Annotated in this window: 17 protein-coding genes; 3 read left to right on the top strand and 14 right to left on the bottom strand. The window is 43.8% G+C overall.

Annotation, left to right across the window (positions count from 1 at the left end; genetic code table 11):
• Positions 1–12: 12 nt before the first annotated feature.
• The 3 genes from AC0YN6_RS13350 to AC0YN6_RS13340 form a co-directional block, all read right to left on the bottom strand.
• Positions 13–663: a response regulator gene (locus AC0YN6_RS13350; protein WP_475747364.1), complete on the bottom strand. Its 651-nt coding sequence runs from the start codon at positions 661–663 to the stop codon at positions 13–15.
• Entirely contained in the window at positions 660–1,376 is a 717-nt protein-coding gene (locus tag AC0YN6_RS13345) for a sensor histidine kinase (RefSeq protein ID WP_475747362.1), read from the bottom strand. Before AC0YN6_RS13345 ends, AC0YN6_RS13350 begins: the two co-directional genes overlap by 4 nt.
• Positions 1,377–1,747: 371 nt before the next feature.
• Entirely contained in the window at positions 1,748–1,930 is a 183-nt protein-coding gene (locus AC0YN6_RS13340; RefSeq protein WP_475747360.1) for a DUF2524 domain-containing protein, read from the bottom strand.
• Positions 1,931–2,114: 184 nt separating this feature from the next.
• Between AC0YN6_RS13340 and AC0YN6_RS13335 the strand changes: the two genes are divergently transcribed.
• Complete coding sequence (locus AC0YN6_RS13335) at positions 2,115–3,443, top strand: cytochrome ubiquinol oxidase subunit I (protein ID WP_475747358.1); 1,329 nt, start codon at positions 2,115–2,117, stop codon at positions 3,441–3,443.
• 11 nt (positions 3,444–3,454) lie between these two features.
• Positions 3,455–4,471 carry a cytochrome d ubiquinol oxidase subunit II gene (locus AC0YN6_RS13330; protein ID WP_475747356.1) on the top strand — a complete coding sequence of 339 codons (1,017 nt, stop codon included), beginning with the start codon at positions 3,455–3,457 and terminating at the stop codon, positions 4,469–4,471.
• 157 nt (positions 4,472–4,628) lie between these two features.
• Here the strand turns inward: AC0YN6_RS13330 and AC0YN6_RS13325 are convergent, their stop codons facing one another.
• From AC0YN6_RS13325 to AC0YN6_RS13315, 3 genes are all read right to left on the bottom strand, one after another.
• The gene (locus tag AC0YN6_RS13325) at positions 4,629–5,645 is read right to left on the bottom strand and encodes an aminoglycoside phosphotransferase family protein (RefSeq protein WP_475747354.1); all 1,017 of its coding nucleotides are present in this window, start codon (positions 5,643–5,645) and stop codon (positions 4,629–4,631) included.
• Complete coding sequence (rsgA, locus tag AC0YN6_RS13320; protein ID WP_475747352.1) at positions 5,642–6,709, bottom strand: ribosome small subunit-dependent GTPase A; 1,068 nt, start codon at positions 6,707–6,709, stop codon at positions 5,642–5,644. Before rsgA ends, AC0YN6_RS13325 begins: the two co-directional genes overlap by 4 nt.
• A 613-nt stretch (positions 6,710–7,322) precedes the next feature.
• Positions 7,323–7,526, bottom strand: a complete 204-nt coding sequence (locus tag AC0YN6_RS13315) for a hypothetical protein (RefSeq protein ID WP_475747350.1) — start codon at positions 7,524–7,526, stop codon at positions 7,323–7,325.
• A 414-nt stretch (positions 7,527–7,940) separates the two neighbouring features.
• On the opposite strand from AC0YN6_RS13315, the gene AC0YN6_RS13310 reads away from it, so the two are divergent.
• Entirely contained in the window at positions 7,941–8,126 is a 186-nt protein-coding gene (locus AC0YN6_RS13310) for a hypothetical protein (protein ID WP_475747348.1), read from the top strand.
• Between the two features lie 125 nt (positions 8,127–8,251).
• Here the strand turns inward: AC0YN6_RS13310 and AC0YN6_RS13305 are convergent, their stop codons facing one another.
• The 8 genes from AC0YN6_RS13305 to trpE form a co-directional block, all read right to left on the bottom strand.
• Positions 8,252–9,343, bottom strand: a complete 1,092-nt coding sequence (locus AC0YN6_RS13305; protein WP_475747346.1) for a prephenate dehydrogenase — start codon at positions 9,341–9,343, stop codon at positions 8,252–8,254.
• Between the two features lie 4 nt (positions 9,344–9,347).
• Complete coding sequence (gene hisC, locus AC0YN6_RS13300; RefSeq protein ID WP_475747344.1) at positions 9,348–10,445, bottom strand: histidinol-phosphate transaminase; 1,098 nt, start codon at positions 10,443–10,445, stop codon at positions 9,348–9,350.
• 382 nt (positions 10,446–10,827) lie between these two features.
• On the bottom strand, positions 10,828–11,637 hold the full coding sequence (gene trpA / locus AC0YN6_RS13295; protein WP_475747342.1) for a tryptophan synthase subunit alpha: 810 nt from the start codon (positions 11,635–11,637) through the stop codon (positions 10,828–10,830).
• Complete coding sequence (trpB, locus tag AC0YN6_RS13290) at positions 11,624–12,829, bottom strand: tryptophan synthase subunit beta (RefSeq protein ID WP_475747340.1); 1,206 nt, start codon at positions 12,827–12,829, stop codon at positions 11,624–11,626. The genes trpA and trpB overlap by 14 nt, the downstream gene beginning before the upstream one ends.
• Positions 12,826–13,503, bottom strand: coding sequence for a phosphoribosylanthranilate isomerase (locus tag AC0YN6_RS13285; protein WP_475747338.1), 678 nt, complete (start codon positions 13,501–13,503; stop codon positions 12,826–12,828). The genes trpB and AC0YN6_RS13285 overlap by 4 nt, the downstream gene beginning before the upstream one ends.
• A complete protein-coding gene (trpC, locus tag AC0YN6_RS13280; protein WP_475747336.1) occupies positions 13,500–14,300 on the bottom strand; it encodes an indole-3-glycerol phosphate synthase TrpC in 801 nt (266 codons plus the stop codon). Before trpC ends, AC0YN6_RS13285 begins: the two co-directional genes overlap by 4 nt.
• Positions 14,287–15,339 (bottom strand): anthranilate phosphoribosyltransferase, encoded by a 1,053-nt coding sequence (gene trpD, locus AC0YN6_RS13275; protein ID WP_475747334.1) that lies wholly within the window; start codon positions 15,337–15,339, stop codon positions 14,287–14,289. The genes trpC and trpD overlap by 14 nt, the downstream gene beginning before the upstream one ends.
• On the bottom strand, positions 15,339–16,910 hold the full coding sequence (gene trpE, locus AC0YN6_RS13270; protein ID WP_475747332.1) for an anthranilate synthase component I: 1,572 nt from the start codon (positions 16,908–16,910) through the stop codon (positions 15,339–15,341). The genes trpD and trpE overlap by 1 nt, the downstream gene beginning before the upstream one ends.
• Positions 16,911–17,268 lie beyond the last annotated feature (358 nt).

Here is a 17,268-nt window from a genome sequence, read left to right as displayed (position 1 = left end):
CTTTTTTTTCGTTTACATGTGATAATATCCCCGTTCATAGGCATATCTAGCGAGCTGGACGCGATTTTCCAAATGCAACTTTTGAAGGATGTTCTTCAAATGGTTTTTAACAGTATGCTCCGATATTACCAATTTCACAGCAATATCCTTATTCGGCATCCCTTGTGCAACCAATGATAATATTTCATTTTCCCTAGTTGTTAAGGGGGATTCCTCCCTCTTAGGTTTTTCCATTTGAGCGAATTCACTTAATATCCGCTGTGCAAGTTCTTGAGACATGGGTACCTCGTCAAAAGCGATTGCCCTTAAGTATTCCAGCCATGCACTAGCATTTAGATTTTTGAGCAAATAGCCCTGAGCACCCTTCTTCAACGCTTCAAACAGATGACTAATATTGTCAGAAACCGTAACCATAACGATCTTTACGTATGGGAATTTTTCTTTTATTTCCTTCGTTGCCTCAAGACCTCCCATCTTCTTCATGTTTATGTCCATTAAAATCATATCCGGCATAACTCGTTCCGTCCAATAAATAGCTTCTTCTCCATTTGAAGCTTCCCCTATTATTTCAAACAAGGAATCCTCACTGAGTATTGCCTTTATCCCTTCTCTTGCATGGGGATGATCATCTACAATTAAAACACGCACGGGTTGCTGTTTCATGAAGATTTGACCTTCTTTCTTTGTGAGACTTCTAAAGTTGTTCTACCTGATTCTCTTCTCAAATCCATATCCCAGCCCAACTCCAAAGTCCTTTCCTTCAAAAACCTCAAACCATAACTGCCTTTTTTCAAAAAAGGGTTACCATGAAAGCCTACTCCATTATCCGAAATATAACATTTCCAGCCTATGTCTATTGATTCTAATCGAATGAGAATATGATTGGCTTCTTCCGCATGTTTTCGAATATTGAGCAATCCTTCTCTTAGAAATTCGTACAGTCCTATTTTTTCTTTCACCGACAGTTCGATCTCGTGGATTGGCCATTTATATTCAACTTTCACATCTGAGTCCAAATGGATTTCGTTGATGAGCTCGTTAATGGAATCTTTTCCTGATATGGTTACGACTTCAGGCGGATATCTCAGATTCGAAATGGATTGGCGCACATAATCGTTAACTTCTAGAACCGTCTTCTTAACGGAAAGCAGCTTTTCCTCTTGATCATTCCCTGGTTTAACCTGATTAAGCTTGACAGAGACTAGGAACAAAGACTGCGAGATACCATCATGCAGTTCCTTAGCCAGTTTTTCTCGCTCCTGTAACGCTGCTTGTAGCTGCTTTGACTGCTGCAGCTCTGATTGTATCGTTTCCAATATAGTAAAAAGTCGTGTAATGAGGAGCAATGTCATTAGAAATACAATTACCGGAGACAACCAATTCCCGGCTTCCATTGATATAAAGGGCAACAAGTATTCATGCCGGACATATTCCCAAATACAAATTGTTAGCGTTGGAATAATAAGAATTAACCATTTTATTTTTTTATACAGAATCCATGACCTCCATACGACAAATATAACGAACTTACAAAGCTCTACTATTATTGTCTCTCATTCATACTTGCTTACACATGACTCCTTAGAGCTATTTACAACAATAAAAATTCATTTCTTCGTAACAAAGTTTCAGTAATATAGCTCCAACAGATAAAACACCCTTTGATAATTATATCAAAAGAATGGCTGACAGCTCCATTCATGAGCAAAAAAAACCACCCCGAAGGGTGGTCCGTACTCATGATGAGTTAATTGTTAATATCACATTTGTTTAATATAAACGAGATTTGATTTTCAAGTCGATTGATCGTTTCTAGTGATTCTCTATCTTCTGCTTGCAGATTACGCAGTGATTCGAGCTCCTGCTTGAGTTGATGCAGATCATCTCCCGCATTTGCACAATTATAATTACTCTCGAGGTTTTCAAGCATATTTTATCCTCCAATCAATAGTTATGCGCACTAGAATATTATGGTTAATATCAATTAATTTATTCATAAACTGGTCAGAAATTTTGTTCGTACCCCTCCATGTATAGTTTAATTTATTGGAAGGAATAGTATTTCAAGGGAATGATGAGAGCTATCTGATATCTTGTAAGTTGGAGGGGTTAATTTGAGTTCATTGGACTGGAGTCGTGGGCTGACAGAAATGACACTTGCTTTTCATATCTTATTCGCAACAGTAGGGGTGGGCATTCCCATCTTCATCTCCATTGCCGAATGGATAGGGATTAGAAAAAAAGATCCTCATTATTCACTCATGGCACGAAGATGGACCCGCGGTTATGTCATTACGGTAGCTGTAGGCGTAGTTACCGGTACGTGTATCGGACTTCAACTTAGCCTGTTATGGCCGGAATTTATGCGATTTGCAGGCAATGTAATAAGTCTGCCTCTCTTTTTGGAAACCTTCGCATTTTTTTTCGAAGCTATATTTCTTGGCATCTATCTATACACATGGAACCGTTTCTCCAATCCTTACTATCATTGGTTATTGACAATTCCAATTGTGATCGGCTCCTCCGCTTCCGCATTGTTTATTACGATGGTTAATGCTTTTATGAATACACCGCAAGGATTTTCTTTCCAAAATGGAAAGCTCACGCATCTTGATCCGCTCGCTGCTATGTTCAATCCAGCTACGCCATCCAAAGTAGCTCATGTATTGTCTTCCGCGTACTTATCGGCAGGTTTTGTTCTGGCCATGATTGCTGCATATTCCATGCTCCGAGGGCGAAAGCATGAATATTACAAAAAGTCCATCCGACTCACTATGATAACTGGACTGATTCTTGCGGCATCAACGATTTGGATAGGTGATATTTCCGCCGTATTTTTAGCAAAGGAACAGCCTGAGAAATTGGCCGCCGCCGAATGGCACTTCGAGACCGGTAATCAAGCTTCACTTATTATTGGAGGCCGATTAAACCCTGACACGCATGAGATAACGGCCGCTATAAAATTTCCTTGGGCACTTAGCCTTCTCGCAACGCACGATCCAAACGGAACGGTTATCGGGTTAAACGATTTTCCAAAAGACGAGTGGCCTCCGTTATATGTACACTATCTTTTTGATGCTATGGTTGGCATCGGTTTTTACTTACTGGCCGTCCCCATTCTGTTTCTCATCTTGACCCGAATGAAACGATGGAATGCATATAATCGCTGGATTCTTGGAGGAATACTAGTAGGCGGTCCACTTTCATTATTCGCCATCGAGCTGGGTTGGTTTTATGCGGAAGTAGGAAGACAGCCTTGGATACTAAGAGGATACATGAGAGTTTCCGATGCGGCTACAACAAATCCTGATGTCGGTATTACATTCTGGCTGTTCGCAGCATTATATCTCTTGCTAGGCATTAGTTGCTTGTCTGTACTCAGCCGGTTATTCCGGAAAAAACCAGCGGAACTAGAACTAGAAGAACGCCGAATTATTTTATAGGAGGATCCGGAATGTCGCTTGAACAGCTTGGAATCACAGTACTTTGGGTATTTCTGTACGGCTACTTAATCGTTGCTTCCATTGATTTTGGTGCTGGATTTTACGCTTATTATGGCAGGGTTATCGGAATCGAATCGGTAATTGCGCCTGTTATTTCTAGATATTTGTCGCCCGTTTGGGAAGTAACAAATGTGTTTCTCGTATTCTTTTTCGTCGGTATTGTCGGTTTTTTCCCGGAAACCGCCTATTATTATGGGACCGCTCTGCTAATCCCTGGCAGCATTGCTCTAATCCTGCTTGCTATCAGGGGATCGTACTATGCATTCGCTAATTATGGTGCAAAGAAAAACAACCTTTATCTTTTTGCTTATGGTGCAACAGGCCTACTCATACCAGCAGCTTTATCAACTGTGTTTACCATTTCAGAAGGCGGTTTTTTGTCTACTCGTGGAAATACCGTGACGTTGTTGATGGAGGAACTCTTCTTTAGCGCCTATTCTTGGGCGGTCGTCCTGCTTGCTGTTTCCAGTGTTCTATTTATCAGCTCGACATTCCTGACATATTACGCCGATCGTGCGGGTGACAGTAGGGCTCTCGAATGGCTTCGCTCTTTTGCATTGTGGGGAGGCGTTCCGACGATTATTTCCAGCCTCTTCGTTTTCATTTCACTTCGTAACCATAATCTTGAACATTTCCAAAACACACTTCAGGTTTGGTGGATGTTCGGCTTATCTTTGGTATCTTTTATGATTGCCATCTGGTTGATCTTTCGCCGAAAATACTACGGAACGGCATTCTTGATGGTTATGCTGCAGTTCTTTTTTGCCTTTTTTGGTTACGGGATTTCTCATCTCCCTTATTTACTTTACCCTTTCCTAACAATTACCAGCAGTATAACGAATCCGGTAATGGGGCGGGCATTAGTCGTAGCGTTTGTAGCTGGACTCGTTTTGTTAATTCCATCGCTTGTGCTGCTGCTCAGATTATTTCTATTTAATGCGAAGTATGTGAAAGGAGAAACATCATGAACGTCTTTGATCGTCAGGACAAATGGTTAATGCGGCTTTGTTTCGGAATTGCTATTTTGATGCTTTTATCAGCGATACGTTACTTGTTATAAAATAAAGGGTTGGCTTTCAACATTGCGGAAGTCCAACCCTTTATTTTCTCAATAGTTATATTCTTCTACATATTTCTCATCTCATGGATTTTTTGCAAGGTATTAAGGTGCATTGATTTATCTTCGGGCGACTCAGCGAATTTATACCACTCCACAAGCCTGTATCCGAACATAGCAAGAATTAGTTCATAGATACAATGATCGGAGATATGGGACACGTCCGCATATTCCGAAAAACCCCTGTAATACGCCGGAATGCATTTTTGGTAGTATTCAATCATATGACAGACGTCCGCTTCATCCGTTATTAAACTCGCGATATCCTCGCCCATATACCCCCATCCGGCGGTATCCCAATCGATAAGTACGATTTTATTGTCCGAATAGAATATGTTTGCCACCCAAAAATCTCTGTGGCAAAGCACTATTGGTAGCTTTTCAATACGACTGAATATTTCGTCCGCATTGTTATCTATGTCTATGAGCATATTACACAGGTGCTTCGGAATTTCGCAGTCATTGGAGCGTATGTAATCATACAAAACATTCCATGACCGATACCGCAGATAGTAGTTTTTCATAAACTCAACCTTGCTTAAATTGGACAGATTCTGCAATACGTTTGGTCGTTCAGTGTACAGCTTGCCTTGAAATCGCCCCAATTCCTCAGCTATACGTTCATACATTTCCGAGGTCAGATTTAAGCCTGACACACCATCAATATATTCCATCCACAGTTGAATCTCATCGCCATTTATTTCGGCGTGATAACACTCCGGACAACGGAACGAATCGAAGAAAACCGTTTTGAAATCCGATGCATAGAGGTCGTATTCCCTTCGCCATGAATCCGGATCACCATAACGCTCAAATTTTTTCTGTGTTTTCCAAACCACCTTATACGGCAGATTTTCACCATCGGAAGTTTCAACTTTACCTGTTACAAGCCGGACATCTCCTATTGTCCCGCCTTGCAACTCTTTGAGTTGATAATCTGCGCGGATTATCGTCTTGTCGAGCATTTTACTCAAAACAAGCGCCAGTGTTTCAGGCTTTACAAACCTTTCATCATTGTTGTTCATTTCTTGTTTCCTCCGTTTTTACCCTTATGTCGCATGGCAATCGACTTTTGCCACGCCCGTTTATCCATGAGATACCCCGATTTATCATCCACAAACTTGTTTTCCCGCTTCTGTACAAGGTAACGCTCCCAATGCTCTGGCGCCAATGATCCACCGGCAAGGGCGGCAAGAACTGCGCAGCCCGGTTCTGTCTGATGGTGGCAGTCATTGAAGCGACACTGTGTGAATAATTCTTCCACATCGTTAAATCCCGCGCTGATCCCATCGTCCGCACCGAACAGCCCAAGTTCACGCATACCCGGCGTATCAATAACCATCGCGCCGGAAGTGAGCATGAAAAGCTGGCGATGCGTTGTTGTGTGCCGGCCCCGGCTGTCGGCCTCGCGGATAACATTGACAGTCATCACTTCCTGATTCATCAAGGCGTTTAGCAGTGAGGATTTTCCCACGCCGGACATGCCGAGGAATACCACGGTTTTTCCAGGTTGCAGATATTCACACAACCCGTCTAAACCACTCCCGGTGTGACTGGAAACTGCGTGTACCGGCACATCAGGAGCGGTTTTCTGAATCTCAGCTAACGGAGCGCTGAAATCCGGGGCCAAGTCAGCTTTTGTTAAGATTATGATAGGCTGGCCGCCGCTCTGCCGTGTCTGTGTCAGGTAGCGCATGATGCGGCTGACCTTGAAATCCCAGTTTAGGGACGACACGATAAATACATAATTAAAATTCGTTGCTACGACTTGCTCCAGTATGGTTTTGACATACCCTGCTGCGTGTCCCGAATAGTCAGCGCGGGAAAATTTCGAGCGGCGAGGCAGCAATTTGGCAATGCGTGAAGCGCCGTTTTCGTTGTATTGTAGAAATACAAAATCGCCAACGCACGGAAAATCCTCCCGAGTCCCCGCAGTGTGGTAGAACGCGCCCTTCAAAACAGCCGTCACTTCTCCTTGTTCGGTGATGACGGTATATTGCTCTCGCTGAAGTTCCGTAACCCTTCCGGGTATTAAACCTATCGTCGGTGTTTCGGCTTCGATATAGCCGTATTGTTTCAAATCAATCATTGAACCGATCCTCTCCTAAAAATTAATGTTGTTTTTGGGCATAAAAATACCGCGAACAAGCAGCCTCCTAAGAAGCTACTGTTTCGCGGCGAAAAGCCAAAAGTCGGCTTATAATCAAAAAGGGATACGACCTTCATCGTATCCCGCTAACAGCAGTATTCACGAAAGGTTACTGTTTACGGCATAGCAAAAAGTACGGGTGATATTCCCGGTTGCTCTCATTCCAAGCTATGATCAAAGATTGGAATTCACTATGCCAGATATTCGGTTAAGCTAAAACCACCAATACCATATAAGCAGTCATTACAAACATCTCCTTTCGCTGGAAAAAGTTGAAATACAATTACACTTCTATAGTGTGACATACCCCATTGTGAGCAATCAATAGAAAATTTGATTATAAGCAAATTTTACCGGTCTAGTTGATATTGCTTCGAGCGATCATAGCCCACAGGGGGTCTACTGGAAGTTGGAACATACAAAATAAACTGAGAATGGGAGGGAGATCCCTCCTTTTTTCAGTTTATATTATATATAATCAAAGAAAAGGAGTGATTCTCATTAGGTGGAAAATGGTTTCTATAGGTATTTGTTCACTCATAGCAACCTTCTTTTATCTTTCTCCAGTAAAAGAAGCAATTGGTATTGAAATAATGCAGTTCTTAGGTTCAGAGATCGGTTCTGAGAGTAGAGCAGTTAATATATGGTACCCAATTTCGCTCTTACTTGGTATCATTGCCTTGGCACTAAGTTTTTTACGAATTAGTGAGAGTTTTATATCTATTGGTTTTTTTTGTGTTGTGCTAATCGCTGTCATTCAGTTCCCCCCGTTTAGTTTATGGATGTTGGTAGTAATCCTGAACATGTCATATCTCCCAGGTGTGTTAATGTTCTTGTTACATAGTACTACGTTGATTTTAGCGGTTGTTCTTTGCCTCCAGCTTTTAAAACAAGGAAAAAAGATACGAATTGAAAAATAGTTATTTCGCCTTTGCTCCAAGGTAATGGTAATTCAGGATGTTTTTGATGATTTCTATATTCATAAAAAACTCAGTGAGCAACATTATAATGATTTAATGAAACGGTACGCGAATAGGCAAAAAGAAATTAATAGAAAACTTGAAAAGAGCCTATTCCAAAAACTAATAATAAGCATGGATATTTTATTGACCTTCTTAGTGAACTTGCAATCGCATTTGAAATCGGTCTAGACCCACGAGATAAACGTGTCATGACAGAACTTATTATAGAAAAAATAATTCCAAACAAAACTATACAAGTTCTCTTTGGATGGGGTGAAATACAAGAGATTAAATACACAAAATCATCTTATAAAAATAATGAGGAACTATTTTCAAAAAAAAACCACCCCGAAGGGTGGCCCGTACTCATGATGAGCACTATAGGATTTGGATAGGAGTGGAGAGAAACCATACTGTACCTTTATTATATGTATACGCTTCCAATTTGTCAACAAGCGCTTTCATTTTTCTTTTGAAACAACTGTTAATGTTTTATCAACAAAAAAAGACGTACACCCGATTAAAGGTGAACGTCATATCCTTTAGAAGTAAGCAGCACAACTGCTTGATCCAAATACTCTTGGCTCCGGAAAGAAAGTCTTAGAACGCCCGGCACGTCCTCTCTGCTCTCGATAATATGAATGTTGCTCAAGTTGATGAGACTGTTCCCGAGCTCACTCGTAATTTTGCCGATTATACCCGGATGATCCGGAATGTCCACGTAACAGTCAAAAGCAGAATGAATCATGCCCTTGCGGCGCTCTGGCATTTTGCTGCGGAACTGACCTGCTGTTTCAAATGCCACTGCAATCCCATCGGCGTCTGAGCTCTCCAGCATCGTCACAAATTTCTCCGTTTGCTTGCTCCAATCGCGCAGCAGCTCAAGCATAACCTTGCGATTATTAATCAATATATCACGCCAAATAATCGAATCACTTGATGCAATACGCGTAATATCGCGGAAGCCCCCTGCTGCAAGCGATTCATATAGATCATTATTTTCGTTATATCCACGAACCTGATTCACAAGCGAAACGGCAATGATATGCGGCAAATGACTAATGGCACCAGCAATCTCATCATGCTCTTTCGCATCAACTCTTACGATATTCGCCTTTGTATGACTGAGTAGCTCGACTAAACGCTCAACATCTTCCTCTGGCGTGTTTTCTTCCGGAGTAAGTACATAGTAGGCGTTCTCGTACAAATGTGAAGACGCTGCTTCAACACCTGTGCGCTCTGAGCCTGCCATAGGATGTCCGCCAATGAATGAAGCCGGTCCAAAATCAAGAGATTTCGCACATGCCATCACAGAAGCCTTCGTACTCCCAGCATCAGTAATAATACAGCCAGGCTTTAATTGATACTTGCTTAGCTTCTCCATATACTCCTCGATATTGCCGACAGGGACGCATACAAAAATAAAATCGGCTTGCTCAGCCGCTTCTTGCATAGACGTCGTTGCATAATCGACCACACCGCGCTGCACATACTTCTCTACCTGCGAGGGACGATTCGAATGCCCTATTACCGTAATATCTGGTTTACCTTTAAAACAAAGGGCGATCGATCCTCCGATCAGCCCCACTCCAAAAATCGCTACTGTCGTCATAACTTTATCCTTGCACCGCCGCTTCCTGCAGAACCTGTTCTAACGCTGTAATGAATTTTTCATTCTGCTCACTCGTACCAATCGTAATCCGAATATGATTCGGATAATAAGTCCAGCGAGATCTTGAAATAATCCCTCTTCTCAGTAAGCCGTCGAATACTTCAGGAGATGGACGCTTCACATCTACCATAATGAAATTTCCGTACGCTGGGAAGTAAGTTAGACCTAAGCGATCAAACTGCTCGGATAAATAAGTCAGACCTTGTTTATTTTGGTCACGGCAGAATGTGATGAACTCTTTGTCCGCAAGTGCCGCTTTCGCCGCTGCTTGCGCTGCTCGTGATGTATTGAATGGCTCACGTACCTGATTCGTAAAACGAATAACGTCAGGATGCCCAACGCCAAAGCCAATCCGTAATGCAGCTAAACCATAAATTTTCGAGAAGGTACGAAGTACGATCAAATTACGATACTCGCTTAGCAGCTTTACGCCGTCTGGGAATTGCGGATCATTAATATATTCGCCATAAGCTTCATCAAGCACGACGAGTACATTTTCAGGAACTTGCTTCAGAAAAGCAGATAACTCTTCAAGTGTCACAATGGTTCCAGTTGGATTGTTCGGATTGCAAATCCAAATGATCTTAGTACGTGTGTTAATTTTAGCCAGCATTGCAGGCAAATCATGTTTGCCCTCTTTTAGAGGAACCTCAACGATCGTTGCATTCTCGATTTCTGCATTATGCTTGTATTGCGGGAATGTTTCATCTGCCATAATCGTTTCGTCCCCGGGAACGATGAACGCACGGTTAATCATGAGAATAATTTCGCTGGAACCTGTGCCAAAAATAATTTGATTGCTCTCTACGCCCAGTTCGTTCGCTAATGCTGCTGTCAATTCAACACTCGCGCCATCTGGATAAATATTTGAATTTAATATTTCTTCAATTGCAGCTGCTTTTGCTTGTTCAGAGCAGCCAAACGGATTTTCATTAGATGCAAGTTTAATCACTTCTTTTAACCCTAGCTCCCTCTTAACATCTTCAACCGGCTTGCCGGGTTGATAGACGGGAAGGTGGACGATATTACTTTTGGGCTGCATGAGCCGTTCACCTCTTTTATAATTGACTAGTCTCATTACTCGACATCCATTGTCTCATATCTGTGTTAGGTTTTAAAGTTTTTTTAACACAAGATTAGTCAATTGTTAAAGATTATATCGAATTTGTGATTTAAGTTTGACCAACGCAATTTGGATCAGGCTTAAATCGTCCCCATTTATTATTACGCTCTTCATTCAAAATTAACTGAAATTGAGCTGAACTAACACCAGTAACTCAGCGTTACTTACACAAGAGGACACTAGACAACTTTTCTGTGCCAACTCCCTCCCCCTCTATCCAGGAAAAACAAAAAAGCTCTCCTAGAACAAGTCTAGGGAGCCTTCTGCAATACATAAGTGCCTTCCTCACAAAAGAACACATCTACCCTTTAAGCTGTGCCACAAAATCTCCGATTTGCTTCAGACCAGCCTCACGCGTGCTTGCGTCATTCAGCAATGGAATCGCGTCTTCGATCGTCCGTACAATCGCGCTGCCGACGATTACACCGTCACACTGCTCCTCGAAGCGAGCAACCTGCTCGCGGTTAGAAATACCAAAGCCAACTGCGATCGGCAAATCGGTCGCCTCGCGAACCATGGAAAGAAACTCATTAATGCCGGAATGGAAATCTGCTCGCACGCCAGTTACACCAAGAGATGAAACGCAGTAAACAAAACCTCTTGCTTTGCGTGAAATACGAGTGACACGATCTTTCGAGGTTGGAGCTACAAGCGGAATTAGATGAACATTTGCCGCTTCTGCCATCTGTCTAACTTCCTCATCCTCTTCGATCGGCAAGTCCGGAATAATTAGACCGCTGATTCCTTTGCTCTGAACAAGTTCAAAGAACGCTTCAAGCCCAAATTGAAACACCGGATTGTAGTAAGTAAACAATATAAACGGAATTTTGACACCCGCTTCACGCGCTTGCTCAGCTATTTCAATACAATCCCTTAATGTAATGCTGCTATGAAGCAATGCTCGCTCAGAAGCACGTTGAATAACTGGGCCATCTGCTAGTGGATCGGAATAAGGAACGCCAAGCTCAATCATGTCGGCGCCCGCTTTCTCCAAGGTTTGGATAATCGCAACAGATGTCGCGAGGTCAGGGTCACCCATCGTAACGAAAGGAATGAGCGCTGTTTTGCCTTCAGACTTCAGTCTGGCAAATGCTGTATCAATGAGATTCATGCTTATTTACCCCCAAATAACCCATAATGGCTTCTACATCTTTGTCTCCGCGACCCGATAAGCTGACAACAACCACTTTGTCTTTGCCAAGTGTAGGTGCAAGCTTAATCGTCTGTGCGATCGCATGAGCAGATTCAAGAGCTGGAATAATACCTTCCGTGCGTGACAGCAGCTGTAGTGCGTCAAGTGCCTCAGCATCGGTAACGGGTACATATTCAGCGCGTCCGGAATCCTTTAAGTAAGAATGCTCAGGACCAATACCAGGATAATCAAGCCCCGCAGATATCGAATGCGCAGGCTGAACCTGTCCATGCTCATCCTGCAGTACGTAGCTCATAGAGCCTTGGAATATGCCATGACGTCCTTTGGTCATTGTAGCTGCATGTTCGATAGTGTCTACACCGCGACCAGCAGCCTCGACGCCAAGCAGCTTCACGCTGTCATCATTGACGAACGGGTAGAAAATACCCATTGCGTTGCTGCCTCCGCCAACAGCTGCTACGATATAATCCGGCAATCTGCCTTCTTCAGTCAATATTTGCTGGCGAGCCTCGTCGCCGATAATGCGTTGGAAATCACGAACCATCATCGGATATGGATGTGGACCGGTAACGGAACCCAAGATGTAATACGTATCCTCTACATGGCTGACCCAGTAACGAAGCGTTTCATTACAAGCATCCTTAAGCGTTCTCGTCCCTGACACTACAGGCACAACTTCAGAGCCAAGAAGCTGCATACGGAAAACATTAAGCTGTTGACGTTTCATGTCCTCCTCGCCCATAAATACTTTGCATTCAAGCCCAAGCAAAGCAGCAATCGTTGCAGAGGCTACGCCATGCTGTCCAGCGCCTGTTTCTGCTATTATTTTTGATTTTCCCATCCGCTTGGCAAGCACGCCTTGGCCAATCGTATTGTTGATTTTATGTGCACCTGTATGGTTAAGGTCTTCACGTTTTAAGTAAATTTTGGCGCCGCCAAGATGCTCGCTTAGTCGCTCTGCATAATACAACGAAGTCGGACGACCCGAATATTTATGCAATAAATAACGAACCTCATCTTGAAACGTTTGGTCCTTGGAATAGTGTGCGTAAGCTTCCTCTAGCTCTAACAACGCGGTCATTAACGTTTCCGGCACATATCGGCCGCCAAACTTACCAAAACGTCCATTCTCATCTGGTACTTGTGTCATGATTCCATCACCCTTCTTACAAATAATCGAATTTTATCAATATCCTTGCGTCCATCCGTTTCAACACCGCTTGATACATCAATTCCGCTCGGAGCATATGTCCTTAGCAGCTCTTGCACGTTCTCAGCATGAAGTCCGCCTGCAACATAAAGCGTCATACCAAGCTCATCAGCTGCTTGATTATATTCTTTAATGGCATCCCAATCAAAGGTTTGGCCGGTACCTCCACCAGGTGCGTCGATCAGCACGGCATCCACAGCTTCTTGAAACGGTGATAACCGCTCTAGAGCAGATATTGGAGTGTCTCCTTCGTCATTCTTCTTCATAGAAAACACTTTCCATACTTGAACATTCAGCTGCTCACGTACTTTCTGGCAAAACTCTGCCGTTTCATGACCATGCAGTTGAACTACGTCTAAAGGCGCTTCTGTCAAAAGATCCTGTAAATTCGCAAACGTTTCGTCCACGAAAACACCAACCGTTCTAGGTCGCTCACCGCCAGCTGCCTTTAAGTGAGAGACTGCTTTAATTAGCTGCGATGCCGTCGTTTTGTCTACAAGCCGCTTACTTGGAGCAAATACGAAGCCGATCTCGTGAATGGGTAAACCATCCATTTGCTGAATCGTTTGAACATCCATCAGCCCGCATATTTTGATACGCGGCCTCTGCATCATCGAACGGTTACCGGGCCCATTAAATCGTTAACGGCTTGGCCAACTTGCTCATGACGCATAAAATACTCACCGATTAACACGCCATGCGCCCCAATAGACTGCAAATAATCCATGTCACTGTTTCCTGCAATGCCGCTTTCACTAATGACTGTCACATTTTCCGGCATCAAGCCGATCAAATTCTCGGTCGTTTTCAAATCCGTGACGAATGATTTCAAATCACGGTTATTAATGCCGATCAGCGTTGCTTTATCCAGCTCTAGAACGCCTTCCAGCTCTTCTTGGTTATGCACCTCTACAAGAACATCCAAACCGATCGATTTCGCAAGATCATGAAACTCGCCAAGCTGCGATGGGGTCATAATAGCAGCAATTAGCAGAATTGCATCGGCTCCGATTAATCTAGCCTCATAAATTTGACGATAGTCAATTGTAAAATCTTTTCTTAATAGCGGAACCTTAACTGTTTCTTTAACCGCTTGAAGAAATGCATTAGAACCTTGGAAATAATCGCGATCCGTCAAGACAGAAATACAATCTGCGCCGGAAGCTTCATAAGCTGCCGCAAGTGAGGTTGGTTCGAATTCTTCGCGAATCAATCCTTTGGAGGGTGATGCTTTCTTCACCTCAGCAATGAGTCCCATACTCCGGTTGCGACCGGCTGCTGATAATGCATGCTCAAATCCACGGCAAGCCTCAAGAGCAGCGATCTGCTTCTCCACTGCTGCAAGATCAAATCGAGCAGCGAGCTCTTCAACCTCAGTTCGTTTTGTTGCTACAATTTTATCCAGAAACATTTGCAAACTCTCCTGTCGTATGAATAAGGCTAACGAGCTTGCGCTGCGCCTCTCCAGAATCGATAACCCTCGCTGCCATCTCTGCGCCTTCGCGAAGTGACGGTGCCTTTCCGCCTACATAAATACATGCTCCTGCATTCGCAATCACGATATCACGATATGCACCGCGCTGCTCTCCTGAGAAAATCGAACGAATAAGTGCTGCATTCACTTCAGGCTCCCCGCCCATTACTTCAGCTATCGGCCAGCGAGTTAATCCTAGTTCCTCCGGCGTTATATCATAGGTTCTGACGCTGCCGTCAAGCAGCTCAGAAATTTGTGTCGGTGCGGAGATACTTATTTCATCTAGACCATCATGGCTGCTTACTACCATAGCCCGCTTCAAGCCAAGCTCACCTAGCACTTCAGCAACAGTTGAAGTCCGAGAACGGTCATACAGACCAAGGAGCTGCCTATCCGCCCCAGCTGGATTAGTAAGCGGACCAAGCATGTTGAAGATCGTCCGAATACCCAGCTCACGGCGTGGAACCGAAGCATGTCGAAGTGACGGATGGTACAACTGTGCGAACATAAAACAAATGCCGATATTCTCTAAGCATTGTGCTGCTTGCTCAGGTGTAATCGTAATTTGCACACCCAGTGCCTCTAGTACATCAGCACTGCCCGTTTTTCCAGACATCGCACGGTTGCCGTGCTTGGCAACTCGAATGCCGGCAGCCGCAGCGATAATCGAAGATGCGGTTGAGATATTGAATTTATGAATACCCGATCCGCCAGTTCCACAGGTATCAAGCAAGCCCTCTTGCTCCGTGTGGAGGTGACTCGAATGTGCACGCATCGCTTCAGCGAAGCCAGTGATTTCATCCGTCGTCTCGCCCTTCATCCGTAACGCGGTTACTACACCAGCGATTTGTGCGTCAGTTGCTTCTCCGCTCATGATAATATTCATGACTCTGCTCGCTTGTTCCCTCGATAAGCTTGCGCCGCCAATCAGTTGACCCAATGCTTGCTGCATCGTTATCGCCTCGGTTGCCTGCATTATTGACCAAGCCCCTCTCCGGCCTTGACGTAATAATCCATATTAATAGAATTAAAGCTGTCCGCCGTATTTTTCGGCTTTGCGAAGAGCGCTTCCGCAGTACGAATCGCCTTAAGCATGCCTTTTGCCTTATTTACGGTTTCCATATATTCGCTCTCAGGAACAGAATCCCATACGATGCCAGCTCCTGCTTGGACATAAGCTTTGCCGTGCTTGAAAATAATCGTTCGGATCGTAATGCAAGTATCCATCGAACCACCAAAACCTAGATAACCGATAGCGCCTGCATAGGCGCCTCGTGCTTCATTCTCCAGCTCCGCAATAATTTCCATTGCTCTGAGCTTAGGTGCACCCGAAACGGTACCCGCAGGCAGACATGACACGAAAGCATCGAAGAAATCATTATCCTTATGAAGCTTTCCAGAAACGTTCGATACGATATGCATGACGTGTGAATATCTCTCGATCTCCATAAATGAGTCACACTTTACCGATCCGAACTCTGACACACGACCAATATCATTGCGTCCAAGATCAACCAGCATCAAATGTTCTGCGCGTTCCTTCTCGTCTGCAAGCAGCTCAAGTTCAAGTGCTTTATCTTCTTCTGGAGTTTTACCACGCGGCCGAGTTCCTGCAATTGGTCTCGTCTCGACGCGGTCGCCATTTACTTTCACCAGCGCCTCCGGGGATGTTCCGACAATGACTTCTTCACCCATCTTCAAGTAATACATATATGGAGAAGGATTCATCGTACGAAGCACCCTGTATACATGCAATGGATCGATATCTGTATCAATATTAAAGCGCTGCGACAGTACGACTTGAAAAATGTCGCCGGCGCGGATATAATCCTTAGCTTGTTCAATATTAGACATGAACTGTTCTTTGGTTACATTCGATTGAATATCCCCCAGCTCATAATCAACTTCAATTGAGCCGCCGGTCGTTACAGGAATCGTGACTGGCTGCTGCAGCCGATCAATCGTTGCTTCAATTTTGGCAACCGCTGCAGCGTAGCTATTCGCGATCTCCGAATCCGTAGAACCCTCAGCGATATGAACATTTCCTACAATTTGCAGCTGCTGCTTGAAATGGTCAAACACGATAACTTGATCGCAGAACATAAACTGCATATCATTCATATTCAAGTCATCAATGCGGTGTGCAGGAAGCTTCTCATAGTATTGCAGAAGATCATAGCCAAAAAACCCGATTGCACCGCCTGTGAAGGGAGGAAGCTCTGGAAGCGACGGGCTGCGGAAGGAACGCAGGTGAGCTTTTAGAAGTTCAATCGGCTTATCATTAAGCACTTGCTTCACTCCGTTATGCTCAAGCACCATCTCGCCATTTTTGCCGTATAGCATCATGAATGGATCCGTACCAATAAATGAATAACGAGCCCATTTCGCACCGCCCTCGACACTCTCCAGCAAAAACGCATGATTCTCTTTCGCAAAATGCTGGAATAATCGAATTGGTGTTTCTGTGTCCGCCATCATATAACGAACGATTGGTATTAAATTGTACTGACTGGCAAGACGGGTAACGTGCTGCAGCTCATTTGACATCCCGAACAACCTCCCTTAGTAGTTAAAAACTCTATAGTTAAAAACAAAAAAAGCTCCTGCCAGAGCAGGAGCGTTGGTTTAGATGATGACGGAAGTGTGTAAGCGGAAAAGACGCAATTATAGATACGTTGAAACAGCACTTTTACAATCCATAGTGCTAGCGCACAATAGATCATTCAGCTCTTTCTTAAAGCCACGTATCACTCATTGCCTTACTCTGCTCTACTCTCAACTAATCTCGACTCATCTAGGCTCAGCTCATAAAAACGGCTCTGCTACTCTCACTTACGTAACTAAATATACAACAACGTACAGCTATGCGTCAACAAAGGGATTTTATTCCATATGAGCTAAGCAA

This window comes from Paenibacillus sp. J22P15 (genome assembly GCF_056269345.1).
Note: the sequence above shows the minus strand (reverse complement) of the source record. Positions and strands in the feature narration are given on the sequence as shown.